The following is a 19,583-nucleotide window of genomic DNA, read 5'->3' on the forward strand; positions in this document are numbered from 1 at the left end:
CGGAAGCCCCTGGTGTGCGCCGAGCGTCCACCAGGGGCCCTCTCCCGGTGGCGATCAGGTGGTGGGGTAGCTGTTGTAGTCGGGGAAGTTGCCGTAGAGGCGGCCGTCGCCGCCGACGGTGACGGCGTGCACCAGCAGGTCGCCGCCGACGAACGCGCCCTTCCAGGAGGCGCCCCGGCCGCCGAACGGCTCGTCCCGGTCACCGCGCGAGCGTGGCCTGTTGATGCCCACCTTGAACGCCTGGAGGTCCACCGCGAGCTTGCCGGCCTCGTCGGTGTCGTCGCAGGCCAGCGAGGCCACCAACGCGCCGTTGGAGGCGTTCATCGCGGCCAGCAGCTCGTCGGTGGTGTCCACCACGACGATCGTGTCGACCGGCCCGAACGGCTCGGCGTGCATCAGCCGGGACCGTCCGGGCGGGGCGAGCAGCACCGACGGCGCCACGTACGCGGAGGTGTCCTGACCGGGTAGGAACGGCGCGCCGGTGAGTTTGCCCCGGTGCAGGGGGATCGCGCCGCCGCGGACCGCCTCGTCGACAGTGCGGCGCAGCTCGTCGGCCTTGGCGGCGCTGATCAGCGGGCCGAAGTCCAGCTCGGGCAGCGGGTCGCCGGCGGCCCAGTCGTCGCCGACGGCGAGCGGGTGACCGAAGCGGACCGAGCGGACGACCGGCAGATACATGTCGAGGAACTCGTCGACCAGGTCGCGTTGCACCACGAACCGGGGGTACGCGGTGCAGCGCTGCTTGCCGTACTCGAAGCCCTTCTTCAGGTGGGTGGCGAGCAGGTCCCACTGGGAGAAGTTCCAGATGCCCCAGGCGTTCAGTCCCTCCTGCTCGATGAAGTGCCGTTTGTCGCTGTCGAGCAGCGCGGCGGCCACCTTGCCGCCGTTGGACCGGCCGCCAACGAACGCCACCGCGCCGATCTCGGGTGTCCGGACCAGCACCTCGGACAGCTCCCCGCCGCTGCCGGAGATGAGCGTGGCGGGCAGCCCGGCCCGGCGCATCAGCGCGTGCGCGACGGTCAGGCACACCGCGCCGCCCTGGGACGGCGTCTTGGCGATGACCGCGTTGCCGGCCAGGAGCTGCACCAGTTCGGCGTGCACCAGCACGCTCATCGGGTAGTTCCACGACGCGATGTTGCTGACCGGGCCGGGCAGCGGCTCGCGGTCGGTGAGCATCCGGTCGATCTCGCCCGCGTACCAGCGGACGCCGTCGAGCGCCCGGTCCACGTCGGCGCAGGCCAGCCGCCACGGTTTGCCGATCTCCCAGACCAGCAGCAGGGCGAGCAGGTCGCGGTGGGCGGTGAGCGAGTCCAGGGCGTCGGCGACCCGGGCCTTGCGGTCGGCGAGCGGGGTCTGCGCCCAGGCCCGGTGTGCGGCGGCGGCGTGGGCGACCGCGGCGCGTGCGGTGTCGGCGTCGAGCCGGGGCAGGTTGACGAGGACGGTGTTGTCCACCGGGGTGTGGACCGCGGCGGGCTGGCCGACCGCCCGCCATTCGCCAGCGACCAGGTTGTGCAGGGTGGTGACCCCGTCGACCTCGGGGCCGAACGCCTCCGGGGTGACGGCCACCGCGCGGGCCAGGATGTCGGTCCAGGCGGTGCCGTCGGCGAGTCGTAGTGCCATCGCTTCTCCTCAGGGTTGACCGGGGAGCGGCGGCGTCCACGGCACCGCTGGTGACCGGTACTGTCTCGCGCCCGGTAGTGGGTCAGCAACAGTACGTTTGTCTGGCTGGCCTCCGACGCGTCCGAGCGGCGCGAGGATCTTTCCAGAAGCACCTGCCGTGAGCTGCGAAGACATCAAGCATTTATCGATATACATCGATGGTGTGAAATGGTCCGCAGTGGTTACCCGCGAGTACGGAAGTGGCCCGCGCGGCTCGGTCCCGACCGGCAGGCTTCCCAACCGACGGCCTGCCCATTACATTGTCGCTTATCCATGGGAGCGCTTCCATGACCCATGGTCACACCGCCACCCCCGCTGTCGCCGGTGGCCGTGCCGCCCGTACGCCGTCCCGCGTCGGTGCGACCGCCGGCGGCGCCTCCGACAGGAGCCCGCCATGCGCCACCTGACCCGGCCGTTCAGCGGCCAGCCTGGCCGGTCACCGGCCGCCGACCAGCCCTGGCCGCGGCGGCTGGCGGCCGTCGGCGTCGCGCTGCTCACCGGCGCGTCCCTCGCGGTGACCGCGCCGCCGTCCGGTCCCGCCACCGCCGCCCCAGCGGCCAAGCCCGCCTCCGCCGCCCCAGCGGCCGAGCCCGCCTCCGCCGCGCCGGCGGCGACCTACAACTACGCCGAGGCGTTGCAGAAGTCGCTGCTCTTCTACGAGGCGCAGCAGTCCGGTCGACTGCCCGACTGGAACCGGGTCTCCTGGCGCGGGGACAGCGCGCTCAGCGACGGCGCCAGCGCGGGGGTGGACCTCACCGGTGGCTGGTACGACGCCGGCGACCACGTCAAGTTCGGCTTCCCGATGGCGTTCAGCGCCACCATGCTGGCCTGGGGCGCGGTCGAGTACCGCAGCGGCTACGCCTCGTCCGGGCAGTTGCCGCACCTGCTCAACAACCTGCGCTTCGTCAACGACTACTTCATCAAGGCGCACCCGTCGGCCAACGTCCTCTACGGACAGGTCGGAAAGGGCGACGACGACCACAAGTGGTGGGGCCCGGCCGAGGTGATGCCGATGGCGCGGCCCGCGTACAAGATCGATGCGAGCTGTGGCGGCGCGGACCTGGCGGGGGAGACGGCGGCCGCGATGGCCGCCTCGTCGATGGTGTTCCGGCCCACCGACGCGACCTACGCGGACAAGCTGCTCACCCACGCCCGGCAGCTCTACACGTTCGCCGACACGGTGCGGAAGGCGTACAGCGAGTGCATCACCGACGCGGCGTCGTTCTACAAGTCGTGGAGCGGCTACCAGGACGAGCTGGTGTGGGGCGCGATCTGGCTCTACCGGGCCACCGGCGAGGCCAGCTACCTGGCCAAGGCCGAGAGTGAGTACGACAAGCTCGGCACCGAGAACCAGACCACAACCCGGTCCTACAAGTGGACCATCGCCTGGGACAACAAGCAGTTCGGCGCGTACGTGCTGCTGGCCAACCTGACCGGCAAGCAGAAGTACGTCGACGACGCCAACCGGTGGCTGGACTACTGGACGGTCGGGGTGAACGGGCAGCGGGTCCCGTACTCGCCCGGCGGGATGGCGGTGCTCGACTCCTGGGGCGCGCTGCGCTACGCGGCCAACACCTCCTTCGCCGCGCTGGTCTACAGCGACAAGACCACCGACACCACCCGCAAGGCGCGCTACCACGACTTCGCCGTCCGGCAGATCAACTACGCGCTCGGCGACAACCCGCGCAACTCCAGCTACGTCATCGGGTTCGGGGCCAACCCGCCGAAGAACCCGCACCACCGCACCGCGCACGGCTCCTGGTGGGACAGCCAGACCGTGCCCGTCGAGACCCGGCACACCCTCTACGGCGCGCTGGTCGGCGGCCCGTCCTCGGCCAACGACGCGTACAGCGACAGCCGGTCCGACTACGTGATGAACGAGGTCGCCACCGACTACAACGCCGGCTTCACGTCCGCGCTGGTCCGGCTGACCTCCGAGTACGGCGGCACGCCGCTGGCGAACTTCCCGGTCGCCGAGGTGCCGGACATGGACGAGCTGACCGTGGAGACCACTGTCATGCAGGCCGAACCCCGGGCCACCGGGCTCAAGGTGATGGTCTACAACAAGTCGGCGTTCCCGGCCCGCGCGCTGACCGACGGCCGCTTCCGGTACTACTTCCGGCCCGACGGCACCGGCCCGGTGCAGGTCACCGCCGGCTACACCCAGGGCTGCCCGTCCCCGACCACGGCCAAGCAGTTCAGCGGCGACATCTGGTACGTCGAGGTGAACTGCGCCGGGTACACCATCGCCCCGGCGGGTCAGTCGCAGCACCGGATGGAGGTCCAGTTCAAGATCGGCGTGCCGGAGGGCGGCACCTGGGACCCGACAAACGACCCGTCGTACCAGGCGACCGCCGGCCCGAACCGTAAGGTTCCGCTCTACGCCGGCAGCACCCGCGTCTGGGGCGAGGAGCCCGGACCGGCCACCCCGGACACCACTGCGCCCACAGTGCCCGGGACGCCCGTCGCGTCCGCCGTCACGTCCAGCGGGCTCACGCTGACCTGGGCCGCGTCCACCGACACCGGCGGCAGCGGGTTGGCCGGCTACGAGGTGACCCGTACCTCGGCCGGCGCCGACCCGGTCGTCACCGCCTCGACGGGGGCCTCCCTGGCCGTGACCGGGCTGACGCCCGAGCGGACGTACCAGTTCACCGTGCGGGCGCTCGACGGCGCCGGCAACCGCTCGGCGGCCTCGGGCGCGCTCACCGTCACCACGCCGGCCGGCCCGGCGCCGGACACCACGGCGCCGACCGCACCCGGTACGCCCACCGCCTCCGCGATCGGCCCGACCGGCCTGACCCTGACCTGGGGTCCGTCCACCGACGCGGTGGGCGTCACCGCCTACCGCGTCTACCGGGGCGGAAACGTCCTGGTCGGCTCGGCCACCGGCACCACGCTGGCGGTGACCGGGCTGACCGCCTCCACCACGTACACGTTCACAGTGGTGGCGGTGGACGCGGCCGGAAACGTTTCGCCCGCGTCGCCCGGCGTCACGGTCACCACCACGGCCCCGCCTGCCGGCGGCGGCTGCGCGGTGACCTGGACGGCGAACAGCTGGGACACCGGGTTCACCGCGAACATCACGATCGCCAACACCGGCACCACGGCGATCAACGGCTGGACGCTAGCGTTCACATTTCCGAGCAGCGGGCAGAAGGTCGGGCAGGCATGGTCGGCGAACGTGACCCAGACCGGCACCGCGGTGACCGCGTCGAACCTGTCCTACAACGGGACGCTGGCGCCGGGCGCGTCGACGAGCTTCGGCTTCAACGGCACCCACACCGGCAGCACCGCCAGGCCGACCGCCTTCACCCTGAACGGCGCCGCCTGCACCGTCTCCTGACTCATCGACGCGGCGTGGCGTGGCCGGTACCGCGCCCGGGCGACCGGCCACGTCCACGCCGCGAAGCCACAACAATCCCGAAACTTTTCCGAAAACTCCATTGCCCGGACCAGCACGTGGTTAGCATCGGCCAAGTTCGATACACCAACCGAGACGCCTGGTCGTCCCCGCCTCGGCGGCCCGGGTGTTGGCCAGTAAGGAGGCAGAGATGGCAACAAGCCCATCCGTTCACCCCGGCGGGACCCGGCGACGGCGATCGCCCGTCGTCCGAGCGCTGCTCGCCGGCGCGTTCAGCGTCGTGACCGTGGCCGCCGTCGCGGTGATGATGCCCTCGGCGAACGCCGCCGCGACCACGCTCGGCGCGGCCGCCGCCCAGTCGGGCCGGTACTTCGGCACCGCCATCGCGGCGGGCCGGCTCGGCGACTCGACGTACAGCACGATCGCCGGGCGCGAGTTCAACATGATCACGGCCGAGAACGAGATGAAGCCGGACGCGACCGAGCCCCAGCGGGGCCAGTTCAACTTCAACTCCGGTGACCAGATCTACAACTGGGCGACGCAGCGCGGCCTGAAGGTCCGTGGGCACACCCTGGCCTGGCACGCGCAGCAGCCCGGTTGGATGCAGAGCCTGAGCGGCAGCAGCCTGCGTCAGGCGATGATCGACCACATCAACGGCGTGATGGCCCACTACCGGGGCAAGCTCGCCGCGTGGGACGTGGTCAACGAGGCGTTCAACGAGGACGGCAGCCGCCGCAACTCCAACCTGCAGGGCACCGGCAACGACTGGATCGAGGTGGCGTTCCGCACCGCGCGGGCGGCCGACCCGTCGGTCAAACTCTGCTACAACGACTACAACATCGAGAACTGGTCGTACGGCAAGACGCAGGGCGTCTACCGCATGATCCAGGACTTCAAGTCCCGCGGCGTGCCGATCGACTGCGTCGGCCTGCAGACCCACTTCACCGGCGGCAGCTCACTGCCGAGCAACTTCCAGACCACGCTGTCCAGCTTCGCCGCGCTCGGCGTGGACGTGGCGCTGACCGAGGTCGACGTCACCAACGCCTCCACCACCCAGTACGCCGGGCTGACCCAGGCGTGCCTGAACGTGCCGCGCTGCATCGGCATCACCGTCTGGGGCGTACGCGACAGCGACTCCTGGCGCTCGAACGAGAGCCCGCTGCTCTTCGACGGCGGCGGCAACAAGAAGGCCGCCTACAACTCCGTCCTCAACGCGCTCAACGCGGCCCCCCCGACCTCGAGCCCGACGGTGAGCCCGACCGTGAGCCCGACGGTGAGCCCGACCACGCCGCCGCCGAGTAGCGGCGCCGGCCGGATCGTCGGGGTGCAGTCGGGCCGGTGCATCGACGTGCCCAACGCCACGCAGACCAACGGCACCCGCGTCCAGCTCTACGACTGCAACGGTCAGTCGAACCAGCAGTGGACGTACACCTCCGGCAAGCAGTTGAGGGTCTACGGCAGCAAGTGCCTCGACGCGAACGGCGCGGGCACCGCGAACGGCACCGGAATCATCATCTGGGACTGCAACGGCCAGGCGAACCAGCAGTGGAACATCAACTCCAACGGCACCATCAGCGGCGTGCAGTCCGGCCGGTGCCTGGACGTCTGGGGCACCGGCAACGGCCAGCAGGTCCAGCTGTACGACTGCCACGGGCAGACCAACCAGCAGTGGCGTACCGACTTCGGCGGCACCCCGCCGACGACGACGCCGCCGACCACGACCCCGCCGACCACGAGTCCGCCGAGCGGCTGCGCGCTCCCGTCGACGTACCGGTGGTCGTCGACGGGCGCGCTGGCGAACCCGCAGAACGGCTGGGTCTCGCTCAAGGACTTCACCAACGTGGTCTACAACGGCAAGCACCTGGTCTACGGGTCGAACGTCAACAGCAGCGGCCAGTACGGCTCGATGAACTTCAGCCTGTTCACGAACTGGTCCGACATGGCCTCGGCCGGCCAGACCGGGATGAGTCAGGGCACCGTGGCGCCCACGCTGCTGTACTTCGCCCCGAAGAACATCTGGGTGCTGGCGTACCAGTGGGGTCCGACCTCGTTCAGCTACAAGACGTCGAGCGACCCGACGAACGCCAACGGCTGGTCCTCGGCGCAGACGCTCTCCACCGCCACCCTCTCGGACGCCCCGTACGGGGTGATCGATCAGACCCTCATCGGCGACGACCAGAACATGTACCTGTTCTTCGCCGGGGACAACGGCAAGATCTACCGGTCGAGCATGCCGCTGGGGAACTTCCCGGGCAGCTTCGGCTCGAGCTACACGACGATCATGACCGACTCGACGAACAACCTGTTCGAGGGCGTCGAGGTCTACAAGGTGGCGGGCCAGAACCATTACCTGATGATCGTCGAGGCGATCGGGAGCCAGGGACGCTACTTCCGGTCGTTCACGTCCACCAGCCTGAACGGCTCGTGGACCCCGCAGGCCGCCAGCGAGAGCAACCCCTTCGCCGGCAAGGCCAACAGCGGCGCGACGTGGACCAACGACATCAGCCACGGTGACCTGGTCCGCACCAACCCCGACCAGACCAAGACCGTCGACGCCTGCAACCTGCAGTTCCTGTACCAGGGCAAGAACCCCAGTGCGGGAGGCGACTACAACCTGCTGCCGTGGCGGCCGGGTGTGCTGACCCTCCAGCGCTAGGCGTCACTGCGTTCGCGCAGAACCGGGGCGTGTCCGGCACCGTGCGGTGCCGGGCACGCCCGCCCGGTTCAGTCGGCCAGATCCTCCGCGAGCAGGTCCATCAGCAGGGCGTCGTGCCAGCGCCCGTCCGCCCCGCGCTCGTAGCGGCGCATGATGCCCACCGGACGGAACCCCACCTTCGCGTACGCCCGGATGGCGGCGCTGTTCGCCGCGGCCGGGTCGATGGTGAACCGGTGGTGGCCGTACTCGTCGATCAGGTGTCGGGCCAGGGTGCGGATGGCGTCACCGCCGAGTCCTTCGCCGCGCACCGACGGGTCGAGGAAGACGTCCAGGCTGGCGTGCCGGTAGTCCGGGTCCGCCTCGGCGTACCACTGGATCGCGCCGATCACCCGGCCGTCGTGCTCGACCGCGTACACGTGCAGGTCGTCGTCGGCGAGGTCGGCGCGCACCGAATCGGCCAGGTCGTCGCCGCCCCGCCACCACCGGCGTACCTCCGGGTCGGCCCGGATCGCCGCGAGGACCGGCACGTCCGCGACCGTCGCCGGTCGTAGTGTCACCGCCCGCCCTCGCAGCATCGGCTCAGCCCCGGCTCTCGCCGTGCTCGACGCAGACCGCGGACCAGCCCACCGGCAGCACCTGCACCTTCATCCGGCGTCGACAGTCCGGGCAGTAGCGCGGCGGCTCCAACGCACGGGCCGCCGCGCAGCCCGGGTGAGGGCCGTCGGTCGCCGCCTCGCCGCACCTGTCGCACCAGAGCACGGCCGTCGACGCCGGCCCGCCGCTGCGGGTCGGTTCGGCGTCGGAGGTCGTCGTCACGGGCGTCACAGCGTGGCGGAGAGCGCCTTGACCGGCATCTTCAACTCGTCCAGCAGCTCCAGGTCGGCCGTCGCCGGTCGACCCAGCGTGGTCAGGTAGTTGCCGACGATCACCGCGTTGATGCCACCGAGCAGACCGTCGCGGGTGCCGAGGTCGCCGAGGGTGATCTCGCGACCCCCGGCGTACCGCAGGATGGTGCGCGGCATGGCCAGCCGGAACGCGGCGATGGCCCGCAGCGCGTCCTTGCCCTCCACCACCGGGCGGTCACCGAGCGGGGTGCCCGGGCGCGGGTTGAGGAAGTTGAGCGGCACCTCGTGCGGGTTCAACTCGGCGAGCTGCGCGGCGAACTCGGCCCGCTGCTCGACCGTCTCGCCGAGGCCGAGGATGCCACCGCAGCACACCTCCATGCCGGAGTCGCGAACCATCCGCAGCGTCTCCCAGCGCTCCTCCCACGAGTGGGTGGTGACCACGTTGGGGAAGTACGACCGGCAGGTTTCCAGATTGTGGTTGTAGCGGTGCACGCCCATGTCGACCAGGTCGTCGACCTGCTCCTTGGTGAGCATGCCCAGCGACGCGGCGACCTGGATGTCGACAGCCGCCCTGATGGCGGCGACGCCCTCGCGCATCTGCTTCATCAGCCGGGCGTCCGGGCCGCGGACCGCGGCGACGATGCAGAACTCGGTCGCCCCGGTCGCGGCGGTCTGCTTCGCCGCCTCGACCAGCGACGGGATGTCCAGCCAGACCGAGCGCACCGGCGAGGTGAACAGGCCCGACTGCGAGCAGAAGTGGCAGTCCTCCGGGCAGCCGCCGGTCTTCAGCGAGACGATTCCCTCGACCTCGACCTCCGGGCCGCACCAGCGCATCCGCACGTCGTGAGCGAGTTGCAGGGCGGCGGGCAGGTGCTCGTCGGGCAGGTTCAGCACGGCGAGAATGCCGGCCTGATCGAGGCCGACACCGTCACCCAGGACCTGGGTCCGGGCCTGGTCGAGGATCTCTGGCATGGCTCGTACCCTACAAGGCTCTCCGATCAGCCGGAATGCCCTGGCAACCCGTGGGGCAGCTCGCACCGAGTGGATTCGTCGGGCCGATAGTGGCGGGTGGTAATTTCGCCCGGCGGGTGTCGGGCTGATCGGCACGCAAGCGGGGGAGGGTGACGGTGGCGGACTGGCTGGCGGCGCTCGACCGCCGCGCGGAGCTGCGGGCGAAGGCCGGGCTCACCCGGCGGCTGCGTCCGCGTCCGGCCGAGGACGGGATGACCGACCTGGCCGGCAACGACTACCTCGGCCTGGCCACCCACCCGGAGGTCGTCGCCGCGGCCACCGCGGCACTCTCGGCGTACGGGCTGGGGGCGACCGGGTCGCGCCTGGTGCGCGGCTCCACCGAGGCGCACCGGGCGCTGGAGGAGGACCTGGCCCGCTGGCTGGGCACCGACGGCGCTCTGGTCTTCTCCTCCGGTTACCTGGCCAACCTCGGTGCGCTGCGGGCGCTCGTCCAACCTCGGACGCTGCTCGTCTCCGACGCGCACAACCACGCGTCGCTGATCGACGGCTGCCGCCTCTCCGGTGCGGAGACGGTGGTCACCCCGCACGCCGACGTGGACGCGGTGGCCGCCGCGCTCGCGGCCGCTCCCGGCCGCCCGGCGGTGGTGGTGACCGAGTCGGTCTTCTCGGTCGACGGTGACCTGGCCCCGCTGGCCCGGCTGCACGCGGTGGCCCGCCGCCACGGCGCGCTGCTGCTGGTCGACGACGCGCACGCGCTCGGCCTGACCGGCCCGGCCGGCGCGGGCGCGGTGGCGGCCACCGGGCTGGCCGGCGAGCCGGACGTGGTGGTCACCGCCACCCTGTCCAAGGCGCTCGGTGGCGCGGGTGGCGTCGTCGCCGGCCCGGCCGAGTTCGTTCGGCATCTGGTCGAGACCGGGCGCACGTTCATCTTCGACACGGCCCTGCCGCCGGCGGTCGCCGCCGGTGTGCACGCCGCGTTGCGGCTCGCCCAGGCGGGCGACGACAGGCGCGCCGAGCTGTCCGACCGGGTGGGGCTGGCGGTCGGTCGACTGCGGGCGGCCGGGTTGACCGTCTCCGCCCCGGACGCGGCGGTGATCTCGGTGACGGCTCCCGGCCCGGAGGCGGCGACCGCCTGGGCCGCGGACTGCCGGGACCGGGGCGTCGCGGTCGGTTGTTTCCGGCCACCGTCCACCCCGGACAGCCGCTCCCGGCTGCGCCTCACGGTCAGCGCGGGGGTGCCCCGGGCGGCGTTCGAGCGGGCGCTGGACGTCATCGTGGACTGTGCCCCATGACCGGGTGGGCGGGGTCGGTGCTGGTTACCGGGACCGATACCGAGGTCGGCAAGACGGTGGTGACCGCGGCGATCGCGGCCGCCGCGCAGGCGGCCGGGCTGCGGGTGGCGGTGGTCAAACCAGGTCAGACCGGTACGGCGGGCGGCGAGCCCGGTGACGTGGACGTGGTGAACCGGTTGGCTGCGCCGCTGATCGGCCGGACCCTGGCCAGCTACCCGGATCCTCTCGCGCCGTTGGCCGCCGCGCGGGTCGCCGATCTGCCGCCGCTGGAGCTGTACGCGGCGGTGGACGCCGTCCGTGCGGAGGCCGACAAGCACGACCTCGTGTTGATCGAGGGCGCGGGTGGGTTGCTGGTTCCGATGGGGCTGCGGCCGTCGGGTGAGCCGTGGACGATGGCCGACCTGGCGGTGTCGCTGGGCGCGCCCGCGGTGGTGGTGGCCCGCGCCGGGCTGGGCACGCTCAACCACACCGCGTTGACCCTGGAGGCGTTGGACCGTCGGGCGGTGCCGGCCGGTGTGGTGATCGGTGCCTGGCCGGCCCGGCCGGAGCTGGTGCACTGGACGAACCTCACCGACCTGGTGCCGAATCTGCTCGGCGCGCTGCCGGACGGCGCGGGCGCGATGGACCCGGGCGTGTTCCGGCGGTCCGCGCCGGGTTGGCTGACCCCGGCCCTGCACGGCGTACTCGACGACTGGCGGGTCTGGGCGGAGGAGAGCGGCTGAACACCTGACTTTCGTCGGTGTCCGCGCAGGTCGGGCGTGGGTAGCCTGACCGCCGTGCGGATCCTCGACTCCGCGCCGCCGGGTTGGCTGCACCGGCGGCGTCGCCTGCTGCTGGACGTGCTGCTCTGGGCGGTGGTGGCCGCCCCGGTCGGCTACGCCGAGGCCAGCCCGCCCTATTCGCGGTACTCGTTGCCGCTGCTGGTCGGCAAGCTGCTGGTGCTCGGTGCGGCGGTGCTGGCGAGTCGACGTCAGCCGTTGGTCGCCCTGGTGCTGGCGGTGCTCGGGTCGTTGGTCGACGGCAACTTCGTGTTCGCCATTCCGGTCTTCAGCTATCTCGCCGGCCGGCGCAGCGCCACAGTGGGTCCGGCGATCACGGTCTTCCTGCTGATCGCGGCCGGCGGCACGGCGCTCAACCTGGGGTTGCTCGGCACTGGCGCGGCCACCTGGTTCCTGCTCGCCTCGGTGCTGCTCTTCGCCGCCGTGTTCCCCTGGTTGGTCGGCCGGTACCGCCGCCAACAGCAGGAGTTGACCGACGCTGGTCAGCGGCACGTCGACGCGCTGACCCGCGAGCAGCGGGGTACCGCCGAGCGGATCCGGCTGCGTGAGCGGGCCCGGATCGCCGGGGAGATGCACGACTCGCTCGGCCACGACCTCAGCCTGATCGCGTTGCGCGCCGCCGCCCTGGAGGTCGCCGCCGACCTCGACGACAGGCACCGGGCCGCGGCGGGGGAGTTGCGGGCCAGCGTCTCCACCGCCACCGAGCGACTGCACGAGATCATCGGGGTGCTCCGCGACGAGGCGGGCGCGTCGCTGCGTCCGAGCGGGGAGACCGTCGTCGACCTGGTCGACGGTGCCCGGGAGGCCGGCATGACGGTACGGCTGGACGCCGCCCCGGCGGTCGCGGAACTGCCGGCGATGACCGGGCACGCGGCGCACCGGATCGTCCGGGAGGCGCTGACCAACGCGGCCCGGTACGCGCCGGGCGCCCCGGTCGACGTGCGCCTCACCCGCGACGGTAATCGGGTCGAGGTGACCGTCGTCAACGACACCGCGTCGGCCGGGCCGCTGCCCGCCCCGCCGTCGCAGGGCAGTGGACTGCTCGCCCTCGCCGAGCGGGTCCGCCTCGCCGGTGGGACGCTCGACGCCGGCCACCGGGCCGACGGCGGTTTCGCGGTACGGGCGGTGTTGCCGGCCACCGCGCCGCCTGAGCCGATCGGGTCGGCGGCCGAGGTCGGGTTGCCGTCGCGATCCGACGAGCGGCCCGGTCCGGCGGAGCGGCCGGTGGATGCCGAGCGTCGGCTGCACGATGCCCGGCGGCGGGTTCGGCGCAGCCTGCTGGTGGCGCTCGTCGCACCGGTCGGCTTCTTCCTGGTGCTCTCGCTCGTCTACTACCCGGTGGCGACCGCCGGGACGGTGCTGGACCGGGCCACCTTCGACCAGATGCGCGTCGGCGCGGCCCGGTCCGAACTGGTCGGGCTGCCCCGGCGGCAGTTGGAACGCCCCGCCGGGGTCGACCGGGCCGGTTGTGAGTACTACACCGACGGCAACTTCCCCCTCGCGCAGCCGTCCTGGAGGCTCTGTTTCACCGATGGCCGGCTGGTCAGCAAGGAGTGGATCGCCTAGTGGACACCGACACGACGGGGGCACCGCCGATCCGGGTGGTGCTGGCCGACGACGAGGCGATGATCCGGGCCGGGGTCCGGGCCATCCTCGCCAGCGACCCCGGCATCGAGGTGGTCGCCGAGGCCGGCGACGGGCACGCGGCGGTGGAGCTGGTCCGTGCCCACCGCCCCCGGGTTGCGCTGCTGGACATCCGGATGCCGCGGCTGGACGGGTTGGCCGCCGCCGCCGAGATTCACCGGGTGCTGCCGGACACCGCGACGATCATGCTGACCACGTTCGGCGAGGACGACCACGTGTCCCGGGCGCTCGGGCACGGTGCCAGCGGGTTCCTGCTCAAGGCCGGCGACCCGCGTGAGCTGATCGCCGGTGTGCACGCGGTCGCCGACGGCGGGGCGTACCTGTCGCCGAGGGTGGCCCGTCGGGTGATCGAGCTGGGGGCCGGCCGGCTGGCCCGCCGACCCGCCGCCCGGGACCGTACGGCCGGGCTGACCGAGCGGGAACGGGAGGTGCTGGCCCTGGTCGGGGCGGGCCTCTCCAACGCCGAGATCGCCCGCCGGCTGCACCTCGTGGAGGGCACCGTGAAGAGCTACCTGACCAGCATTTTCACCCGGCTGGATGTGCGCAACCGGGTGCAGGCGGCGATCCTGGCGTACGAGGCGGGGCTGGTCGACGGGTGAGCGGGGGCCGGGGAGCCCCCGCTCAGCCGGTACGTGTTACGCGTCGCGGCGGCGCAGCGCGGCCCGGCCCAGCAGCAGCGCGGCGCCGGCCCACCCGGCGAGCAGGAGCAGTCCGACCACTGGCGGGTACGGCTCGGTGCCGCCGGTCAGGAAGTGTCCGCCGGCCACGCCGGGGAACACGTCGGCGATCCGGTTCAGCACGTCGATGTCCGGCTCCTGAAGCGACAGCGGAACGATCATCAGGGTGGCGAGGAGCACGGTGAGGGTGAGCACCGCGCTGCGTAGCGCCGCGCCGAGGCCCAGCGCGAGCACACCGACCAGCGCCAGGTAGATCGCGACGCGCACGATGTCGCCGATCGTGTCGGCGGCGGGCGCGCTGCCCCACTCGCCGAGCACCGGCCGGGCGACCAGGGTGCCGACGCCGCCGAGCAGCAGACCGAGGGCGAAGGTGACCGCGCCGGCGACCACTGCCTTGGCCAGCAGCACCCGGCCACGGGACGGGGTGCACTGCAACGTGGTCCGGATGGTGCCACTGGTGAACTCGGCGGTGATCGCCAGCAGGCCCAGCGCCAGCATCGCGTACTGGGTCAGCTCGACCGAGTCGATCAGCACGCTGCCGACGGTGACCACGCCGGCGTTGTCGGCCGGGTCGTCGTTGGTGTTGCCGTTGGCGACGTAGATGGCCAGTTGACCGGCGCTCGCGGCCGTCACCAGCAGCCCGGCCAGCGCCGTCCACCAGGTGCTCCGCACCGAGGAGAGCTTGGTCCACTCGGCGGCCACGGCGCCGTGACGGGTGCTCACCGCGTCCCCCCTCCGGTCGGGCCACCGGCGTACTCGACGCTGTCGGCGGTCAGCTCCATGAACGCCTGCTCCAACGAAGCGGCGTGCGCGCTCAGCTCGTGCAGTCGTACCCCCAGCTCGTGGGCCAGGTCGCCGACCTGGTCCGCGGTCGCGCCGGTGACGGTCAGCTCGGTCCGGTCGGCCGCCTCGACGGTCGCCCCGGCGGCGGTGAGGCGCGCGGCGAGCGCGGCCAGCCCGTCCGGGTGCGGGCTGCGGACCCGGACCGCGACGGCGCCGCGGGCGATCACCTCGCCGATCGGCGCGTCGGCGAGCAGTCGTCCCCGGCCGATCACCACCAGTTGGTCGGCGGTGAGCTGCATCTCGCTCATCAGGTGGCTGGAGACGAAGACCGTCCGCCCCTCGTCGGCCAGCGAGCGCATCAGCTGCCGCACCCAGCGCACCCCGTCCGGGTCGAGGCCGTTCACCGGTTCGTCGAACATCAGCACCGGCGGGTCGCCGAGCAGCGCGCCGGCGATGCCGAGCCGTTGGCCCATGCCGAGGGAGAGCGTCCGCCCCGGCTTGGCGGCGGCCCGTCCGTCCAGCCCGACGGTGTCCAGCACCTCGTCGACCCGACGGGTCGGGATGCCGTTGCTGTGCGCCATGGCCCGCAGGTGCGCCCGGCCGGACCGGGCCGGATGGATGGCCCGGGCGTCGAGCAGCGCGCCCACCTCGTGCAGCGGCCGACGCAGCTCCCGGTACGCGCGCCCGCCGATGAGCGCCTGTCCGGCGGTGGGACGGTCCAGGCCGAGGACCATCCGCATGGTGGTGGACTTGCCGGCGCCGTTGGGGCCGAGGAAACCGGTGACCCGGCCGGGCACGATGTCGACGGTCAACGCGTCGACCGCGACGGTCGACCCGAACCGTTTCGTCAACCCACGTAATGTGATCATGCGCTGACGCTAGGCGAGTGGCCCGCTGCTCCACCGCGCCCGAACGGCACCACCCACCCCTGACCTTCGTCAGGACGGTGGCGGGCTGATCACCGTACGTACTCCTCCAGCAGTGCCGGGGTGAGCCCGGCCCGGTGGATCGCCTTCAGCGCCGCGAGAAGGTCGTCCATCAGCGCCGGTCGGAAGTGCATCAGCAGCACGTCGCCGGGTTGGATCACCTTCTCCGGCGTCTGGTAGCGCACCTTCCCCTCGTGGACGGTCTCCGTCCAGTGGAAGACCGCCTTCGCGCCGCAGTCGTGGGCGGCCCGCAGCGTGGTGCTGTCGTGCTCGCCGAACGGTGGACGGAACAGGGTGGGCCGCTTGCCGAAGAGCCCCTCCAGCCTGTCCGCGGCACCGCAGATCTCCTGCCTCTGATAGTCGTACGACCGGCCGGCCAGCGAGCTGTGGGTGATGGTGTGGTTTTCCACGATCCCGCCCACCGCCTCGATCTGCCGGAAGTAGTCGGTGTTCTCCGCGGCCGCCGGTGAGTTGAGGAACATCGTGACCGGGATGCGCGCCTCCCAGATGAAGTCGATCACCTCCGGCGGGCGGGCCAGCCCACCGTCGTCGATGGTGATGAAGGCGACCTTCTGGTCGGTCGGCAGGCGGTGCCAGATCGGCGCCGAATCGGTGCTGGGCAGCGGTACCGGTTGCGGCTGCGGCGCCTCGGGGAACGTCGGCACCTGGGACACGTACCAGGCCAGGCTCTTGAACGCGGGCTTCGCGGACGGCGACGCCGAGGCCGAGGGGGTCGAGGCGGACGGCGTCGGCTGGACCGCGGTGAACTGCCGGGCGTGGGCCGGGTGGCCCCGACCGACTGAGCAGGCAGTCAACGCCAGCACTGCCAGAAGCGTGACGACGACAGGGATCCGACGGGCGCGGGTGGCTGACACGCCCGGAAACATACCGAGCGGAGATCAGGATCCGGTCAGCCCGGTGACCCCGGGGAGCGGCGGACCACGAACGCGTCCGGCATCCGGAAGGTGAGATTGTCCGGGCACCAGGGCGGACGGAGCACTGTCACCCCGTCCAGCAGCGGCGCGGCCTCGGTCACCACCACCGCCGCCTCCATCCGGGCCAGCACGTCTCCGACGCAGCGGTGCGCGCCCGCGCCGAACGCCAGGTGCCGGCGTGACCCACGCTGGCCCGGACGGAACTCGTCCGGCGACTCCACCACCGCCGGGTCCCGCCCGGCGCGGTCCAGCCACAGCACCAGGCTGCTGCCCGCCGGCACCACAGTGCCGCCCAGCGTGCTCTCCGTCGCCGCCACCCGGCGCCAGGTGACGATCGGTGGTTCCAGCCGCAACCCCTCCTCCACCACGTCGGCCACCGCGACCTCGCCGGTGCGCAGACCGGCGCGTACCGCGGGCTCGCCGGCCAGCCGGTGCAACAGCAGGGTGAGGAACTGCGAGGTGGTCTCCTGCCCGGCGACCAACAGGAAGAAGAGCGCGCCGACCACCACGTCCGGGGGGTGCCCGGCCGCGCGCAGCTCCGCGGCCAACCCGCCACCGACGGCCGCGAAGTCCCGCAGTACGCGGTGGAACCGGCCCACCTCGGCGGCGAGCGCCACCTGCCGGTCGCCGTCCAGTGGTGCCCAGAACAACTCCAGCGCGGCGCGGGCGAACTTCTTGACCGCGCCGATCGGCGCGTCCGGCAACTCGACCAGCCGGGCCAACACCAGCAGCGGCAGGTCGGCGGCGAGGTCCGCGTACAGGTCCACCGGTTCACCGGCGTCCAGCGCGGCGCCGATCCGGGCGACCCGGTCGCGGACCAGCGCGGTGAGCCACTGCTGCTGCGCGGCAACCCGGGCCGGGTGCAACGCCGCCGCGACGATCGCCCGGATCTGCGGATGGCTGACGCCCGAGTTGTTCGCCAGGGTCGGCGGCAGCCGGAACCGGTGCCCGGCGAGCACCCGCAGCGCGGTCACCGGCATCGGCGTCACCGCGTCCAGCGCGTTGTCCGGCCGATAGGTGACCGGGTCGGCGAGGACCTGGCGGACCAGCGCGTGCCGGGTCACGACCAGGTGGGTGCCGCCGACGTGGTCCGGCACCCGGGCCACGTCCGGCCATCCGGGGTCGGTCACCTGCGCCCAGCTGCGGAACAGCACCCGGACACGCTAGCCGGAGGCCCCCGGCAGCCCGGCCCGCAGCCGCCACACGGTGGTGCGCTTCACCCGTACGCTCTCCAGCGCCTCCGGCACCGGCACGTCGTACGCCGCCAACTCGTCGAAGCGGTCCCGGGGCAGGAACGCCCGGCCGGGGTCACCGACCAGCGCCGGCGCGCCGGCCCGGGTGGCGCGCAACAGGAACCGCAGCACCCGGCGGGCCATCGCCTCGCTGTAGAAGACGTCCCCGGCGAGCACCACCTCGGCGTCCCCGGCGTCGCCGTCGAGGATGTCGCCGAACTCGGCGTCGACGCGTACCCCGTTGGCCTCGGCGTTGAGAGCGACCGCCGCCACCGCCAGCTCGTCCACCTCGACGGCCCGCACCGACGCCGCGCCGGCGCGGGCCGCGGCGATGGCCACCAGGCCGGAGCCGGAGGCGAGGTCGAGCACCCGGCGGCCGGCGACCAGCTCCGGGTGGTCGGTCACGTAGCGGGCGAGGGCCTGCCCGCCGGCCCACGCGAACGCCCAGAACGGCGGCGGCCGGTCGGTGGAGAACTGGCCCTCGGTCAGCTCCCACAGCCCGATCGGCTCGTCCGCCTGGTGCAGCCGCACCTCGGGTACGAAGGGGACCGGGGCCAGCCGGGCGTGCAGCCGGACGAACGTGCTGGAGAGCTCGGACACGGCGTGATTCTCCCAGCGGCCGGACTCCCGGCGTGTCGCGGGGGAGCGGTGACCGGTTCACCACGGTCGGTGAAAACACACCCCGTCCTTGCCGTTCGGTGCGAACACACCCGTCTGGTCGGGCCGGTGTCCCGCTTCTAGCGTTGCGGGGTGGAGGCGACCGAACGGAGGGCGGCGGTGGTGACGGTGTGGCGGTATGCGCTGAGGGCAGGGGTGGTGCTGGCCTGTCTGAGCGGGGTGGAGCTGGCGGTGGCCGCCCCGGCACAGGCGGCCTTCACCACCGAGATGAGCGGTCTGCCAGGGCGCTTCACCGCCGGCGAGCAGGTGCGGACGATCTCCGCGGTGGTCTCCCAGACGGACCGGCGCGGCGGGTGCGCGAAGGTGCGCTGGTCGATGGTGCTCAGCGTGCAGGGCCTCCGGCTGGACCAGGTGAAGATGGACCGGGTGGAGGAGAACGGCGACTTCCCGCTGGAGATCCGTACCGAGGGTGACGTGGCCCGGTTGACCGACCGGCAGCTCGACCCGGGCACGCTCTGCCCGGGCCGCACGGTCACGGCCCGCTACCGGGTGGCCTTCGCCGAGGACGTCACCCAGGGGCGGGTCACCCTCGCCGCCGAGGCGTACGACGCCAACCTGCGCCTGCTGGCCCGGCAGACCGCCACCCGCTCGGTGGTGGGGGTGGGCGGTGCCCCGACCGGTACGCCGAAGCCGACGCAGACCCCGCCGGAGCCCACCGAATCCGTGAGCGCGCCGACCGAGGACGAGAGCGCGGCCACCGAGCAGCCGGCCGCCGAGTACCCGGCCGACGCCGCGCCACCGGCGGCCAACCGCCCGGTCTCGCAGTCCGGTGCGTTCGGCGTGGTGCAGGTCGCGTTCCTGCTCGGAGGGCTGCTGCTCTTCCTCGGAATGGGGCTGCTGCTGCGGCTGCGGCAGTTGACCCGGGCCGCCGCCGGGGACACCGCCGACACCCCCGACGACCCACAGGTGGACCGGCGCTGGGAGCGTCCGGCGGTGGCTGACCCCTGGCGCCGGGCGCATCGCTGATCGGGGGCATCGCTGATCGGGGGTCGGTGCGGGGACCCGTCCGGCGGTGGCTGACCCCTGGCGTCGGGCGCACCGCTGATCGGGGGTCGGTGCGGGGACCCGTCCGGGGGTGGCTGACCCCTGGTGTCGGGCGCATTGCTCATCGGAGCGGGGGGGGAGGGCGGCGCACGACGGCGGGCCC

At 72.6% G+C, this 19,583-nt stretch carries 16 protein-coding genes; 7 read left to right on the forward strand and 9 right to left on the reverse strand.

What is annotated here, in order from left to right:
* Positions 1-54: 54 nt before the first annotated feature.
* Positions 55-1,617 carry an aldehyde dehydrogenase family protein gene (locus ABZU52_RS17765; protein ID WP_354972097.1) on the reverse strand — a complete coding sequence of 521 codons (1,563 nt, stop codon included), beginning with the start codon at positions 1,615-1,617 and terminating at the stop codon, positions 55-57.
* A 433-nt stretch (positions 1,618-2,050) separates the two neighbouring features.
* Between ABZU52_RS17765 and ABZU52_RS17770 the strand changes: the two genes are divergently transcribed.
* Both ABZU52_RS17770 and ABZU52_RS17775 read left to right on the forward strand, forming a co-directional pair.
* Positions 2,051-4,999, forward strand: a complete 2,949-nt coding sequence (locus ABZU52_RS17770) for a glycoside hydrolase family 9 protein (protein ID WP_354972098.1) — start codon at positions 2,051-2,053, stop codon at positions 4,997-4,999.
* Positions 5,000-5,207: 208 nt separating this feature from the next.
* The gene (locus ABZU52_RS17775) at positions 5,208-7,673 is read left to right on the forward strand and encodes a non-reducing end alpha-L-arabinofuranosidase family hydrolase (protein ID WP_354972099.1); all 2,466 of its coding nucleotides are present in this window, start codon (positions 5,208-5,210) and stop codon (positions 7,671-7,673) included.
* Positions 7,674-7,741: 68 nt separating this feature from the next.
* Here the strand turns inward: ABZU52_RS17775 and ABZU52_RS17780 are convergent, their stop codons facing one another.
* The 3 genes from ABZU52_RS17780 to bioB form a co-directional block, all read right to left on the reverse strand.
* Entirely contained in the window at positions 7,742-8,248 is a 507-nt protein-coding gene (locus ABZU52_RS17780) for a GNAT family protein (RefSeq protein WP_354972100.1), read from the reverse strand.
* A gap of 4 nt (positions 8,249-8,252) precedes the next feature.
* Complete coding sequence (locus tag ABZU52_RS17785; RefSeq protein WP_354972117.1) at positions 8,253-8,432, reverse strand: hypothetical protein; 180 nt, start codon at positions 8,430-8,432, stop codon at positions 8,253-8,255.
* 62 nt (positions 8,433-8,494) lie between these two features.
* Positions 8,495-9,490, reverse strand: a complete 996-nt coding sequence (bioB, locus tag ABZU52_RS17790; protein WP_347663633.1) for a biotin synthase BioB — start codon at positions 9,488-9,490, stop codon at positions 8,495-8,497.
* A gap of 155 nt (positions 9,491-9,645) precedes the next feature.
* Here bioB and ABZU52_RS17795 point away from each other — a divergent pair, with 155 nt between their 5' ends.
* The 4 genes from ABZU52_RS17795 to ABZU52_RS17810 are packed head-to-tail and all read left to right on the forward strand — an operon-like array spanning position 9,646 to position 13,804.
* Positions 9,646-10,782 carry an 8-amino-7-oxononanoate synthase gene (locus ABZU52_RS17795; protein WP_354972101.1) on the forward strand — a complete coding sequence of 379 codons (1,137 nt, stop codon included), beginning with the start codon at positions 9,646-9,648 and terminating at the stop codon, positions 10,780-10,782.
* The gene (bioD, locus tag ABZU52_RS17800) at positions 10,779-11,504 is read left to right on the forward strand and encodes a dethiobiotin synthase (protein ID WP_354972102.1); all 726 of its coding nucleotides are present in this window, start codon (positions 10,779-10,781) and stop codon (positions 11,502-11,504) included. The genes ABZU52_RS17795 and bioD overlap by 4 nt, the downstream gene beginning before the upstream one ends.
* Positions 11,505-11,558: 54 nt before the next feature.
* The gene (locus ABZU52_RS17805; protein WP_354972103.1) at positions 11,559-13,127 is read left to right on the forward strand and encodes a histidine kinase; all 1,569 of its coding nucleotides are present in this window, start codon (positions 11,559-11,561) and stop codon (positions 13,125-13,127) included.
* A complete protein-coding gene (locus tag ABZU52_RS17810; protein ID WP_354972104.1) occupies positions 13,127-13,804 on the forward strand; it encodes a response regulator transcription factor in 678 nt (225 codons plus the stop codon). The genes ABZU52_RS17805 and ABZU52_RS17810 overlap by 1 nt, the downstream gene beginning before the upstream one ends.
* A 36-nt stretch (positions 13,805-13,840) precedes the next feature.
* Here the strand turns inward: ABZU52_RS17810 and ABZU52_RS17815 are convergent, their stop codons facing one another.
* The 5 genes from ABZU52_RS17815 to ABZU52_RS17835 form a co-directional block, all read right to left on the reverse strand.
* Complete coding sequence (locus tag ABZU52_RS17815) at positions 13,841-14,605, reverse strand: ABC transporter permease subunit (RefSeq protein ID WP_354972105.1); 765 nt, start codon at positions 14,603-14,605, stop codon at positions 13,841-13,843.
* Positions 14,602-15,534, reverse strand: a complete 933-nt coding sequence (locus tag ABZU52_RS17820; protein ID WP_354972106.1) for an ATP-binding cassette domain-containing protein — start codon at positions 15,532-15,534, stop codon at positions 14,602-14,604. Before ABZU52_RS17820 ends, ABZU52_RS17815 begins: the two co-directional genes overlap by 4 nt.
* An 89-nt stretch (positions 15,535-15,623) precedes the next feature.
* Positions 15,624-16,466, reverse strand: coding sequence for a polysaccharide deacetylase family protein (locus ABZU52_RS17825; RefSeq protein WP_354972107.1), 843 nt, complete (start codon positions 16,464-16,466; stop codon positions 15,624-15,626).
* A gap of 35 nt (positions 16,467-16,501) precedes the next feature.
* Positions 16,502-17,680 carry a cytochrome P450 gene (locus ABZU52_RS17830; protein WP_354972108.1) on the reverse strand — a complete coding sequence of 393 codons (1,179 nt, stop codon included), beginning with the start codon at positions 17,678-17,680 and terminating at the stop codon, positions 16,502-16,504.
* Between the two features lie 9 nt (positions 17,681-17,689).
* Complete coding sequence (locus ABZU52_RS17835; protein ID WP_354972109.1) at positions 17,690-18,358, reverse strand: 50S ribosomal protein L11 methyltransferase; 669 nt, start codon at positions 18,356-18,358, stop codon at positions 17,690-17,692.
* Between the two features lie 150 nt (positions 18,359-18,508).
* Between ABZU52_RS17835 and ABZU52_RS17840 the strand changes: the two genes are divergently transcribed.
* Complete coding sequence (locus tag ABZU52_RS17840; RefSeq protein ID WP_354972110.1) at positions 18,509-19,402, forward strand: hypothetical protein; 894 nt, start codon at positions 18,509-18,511, stop codon at positions 19,400-19,402.
* Positions 19,403-19,583: the final 181 nt, after the last annotated feature.

Origin of the sequence: Micromonospora sp. NPDC005220, assembly GCF_040607895.1 — a bacterium.
GTDB lineage: Bacteria > Actinomycetota > Actinomycetes > Mycobacteriales > Micromonosporaceae > Micromonospora.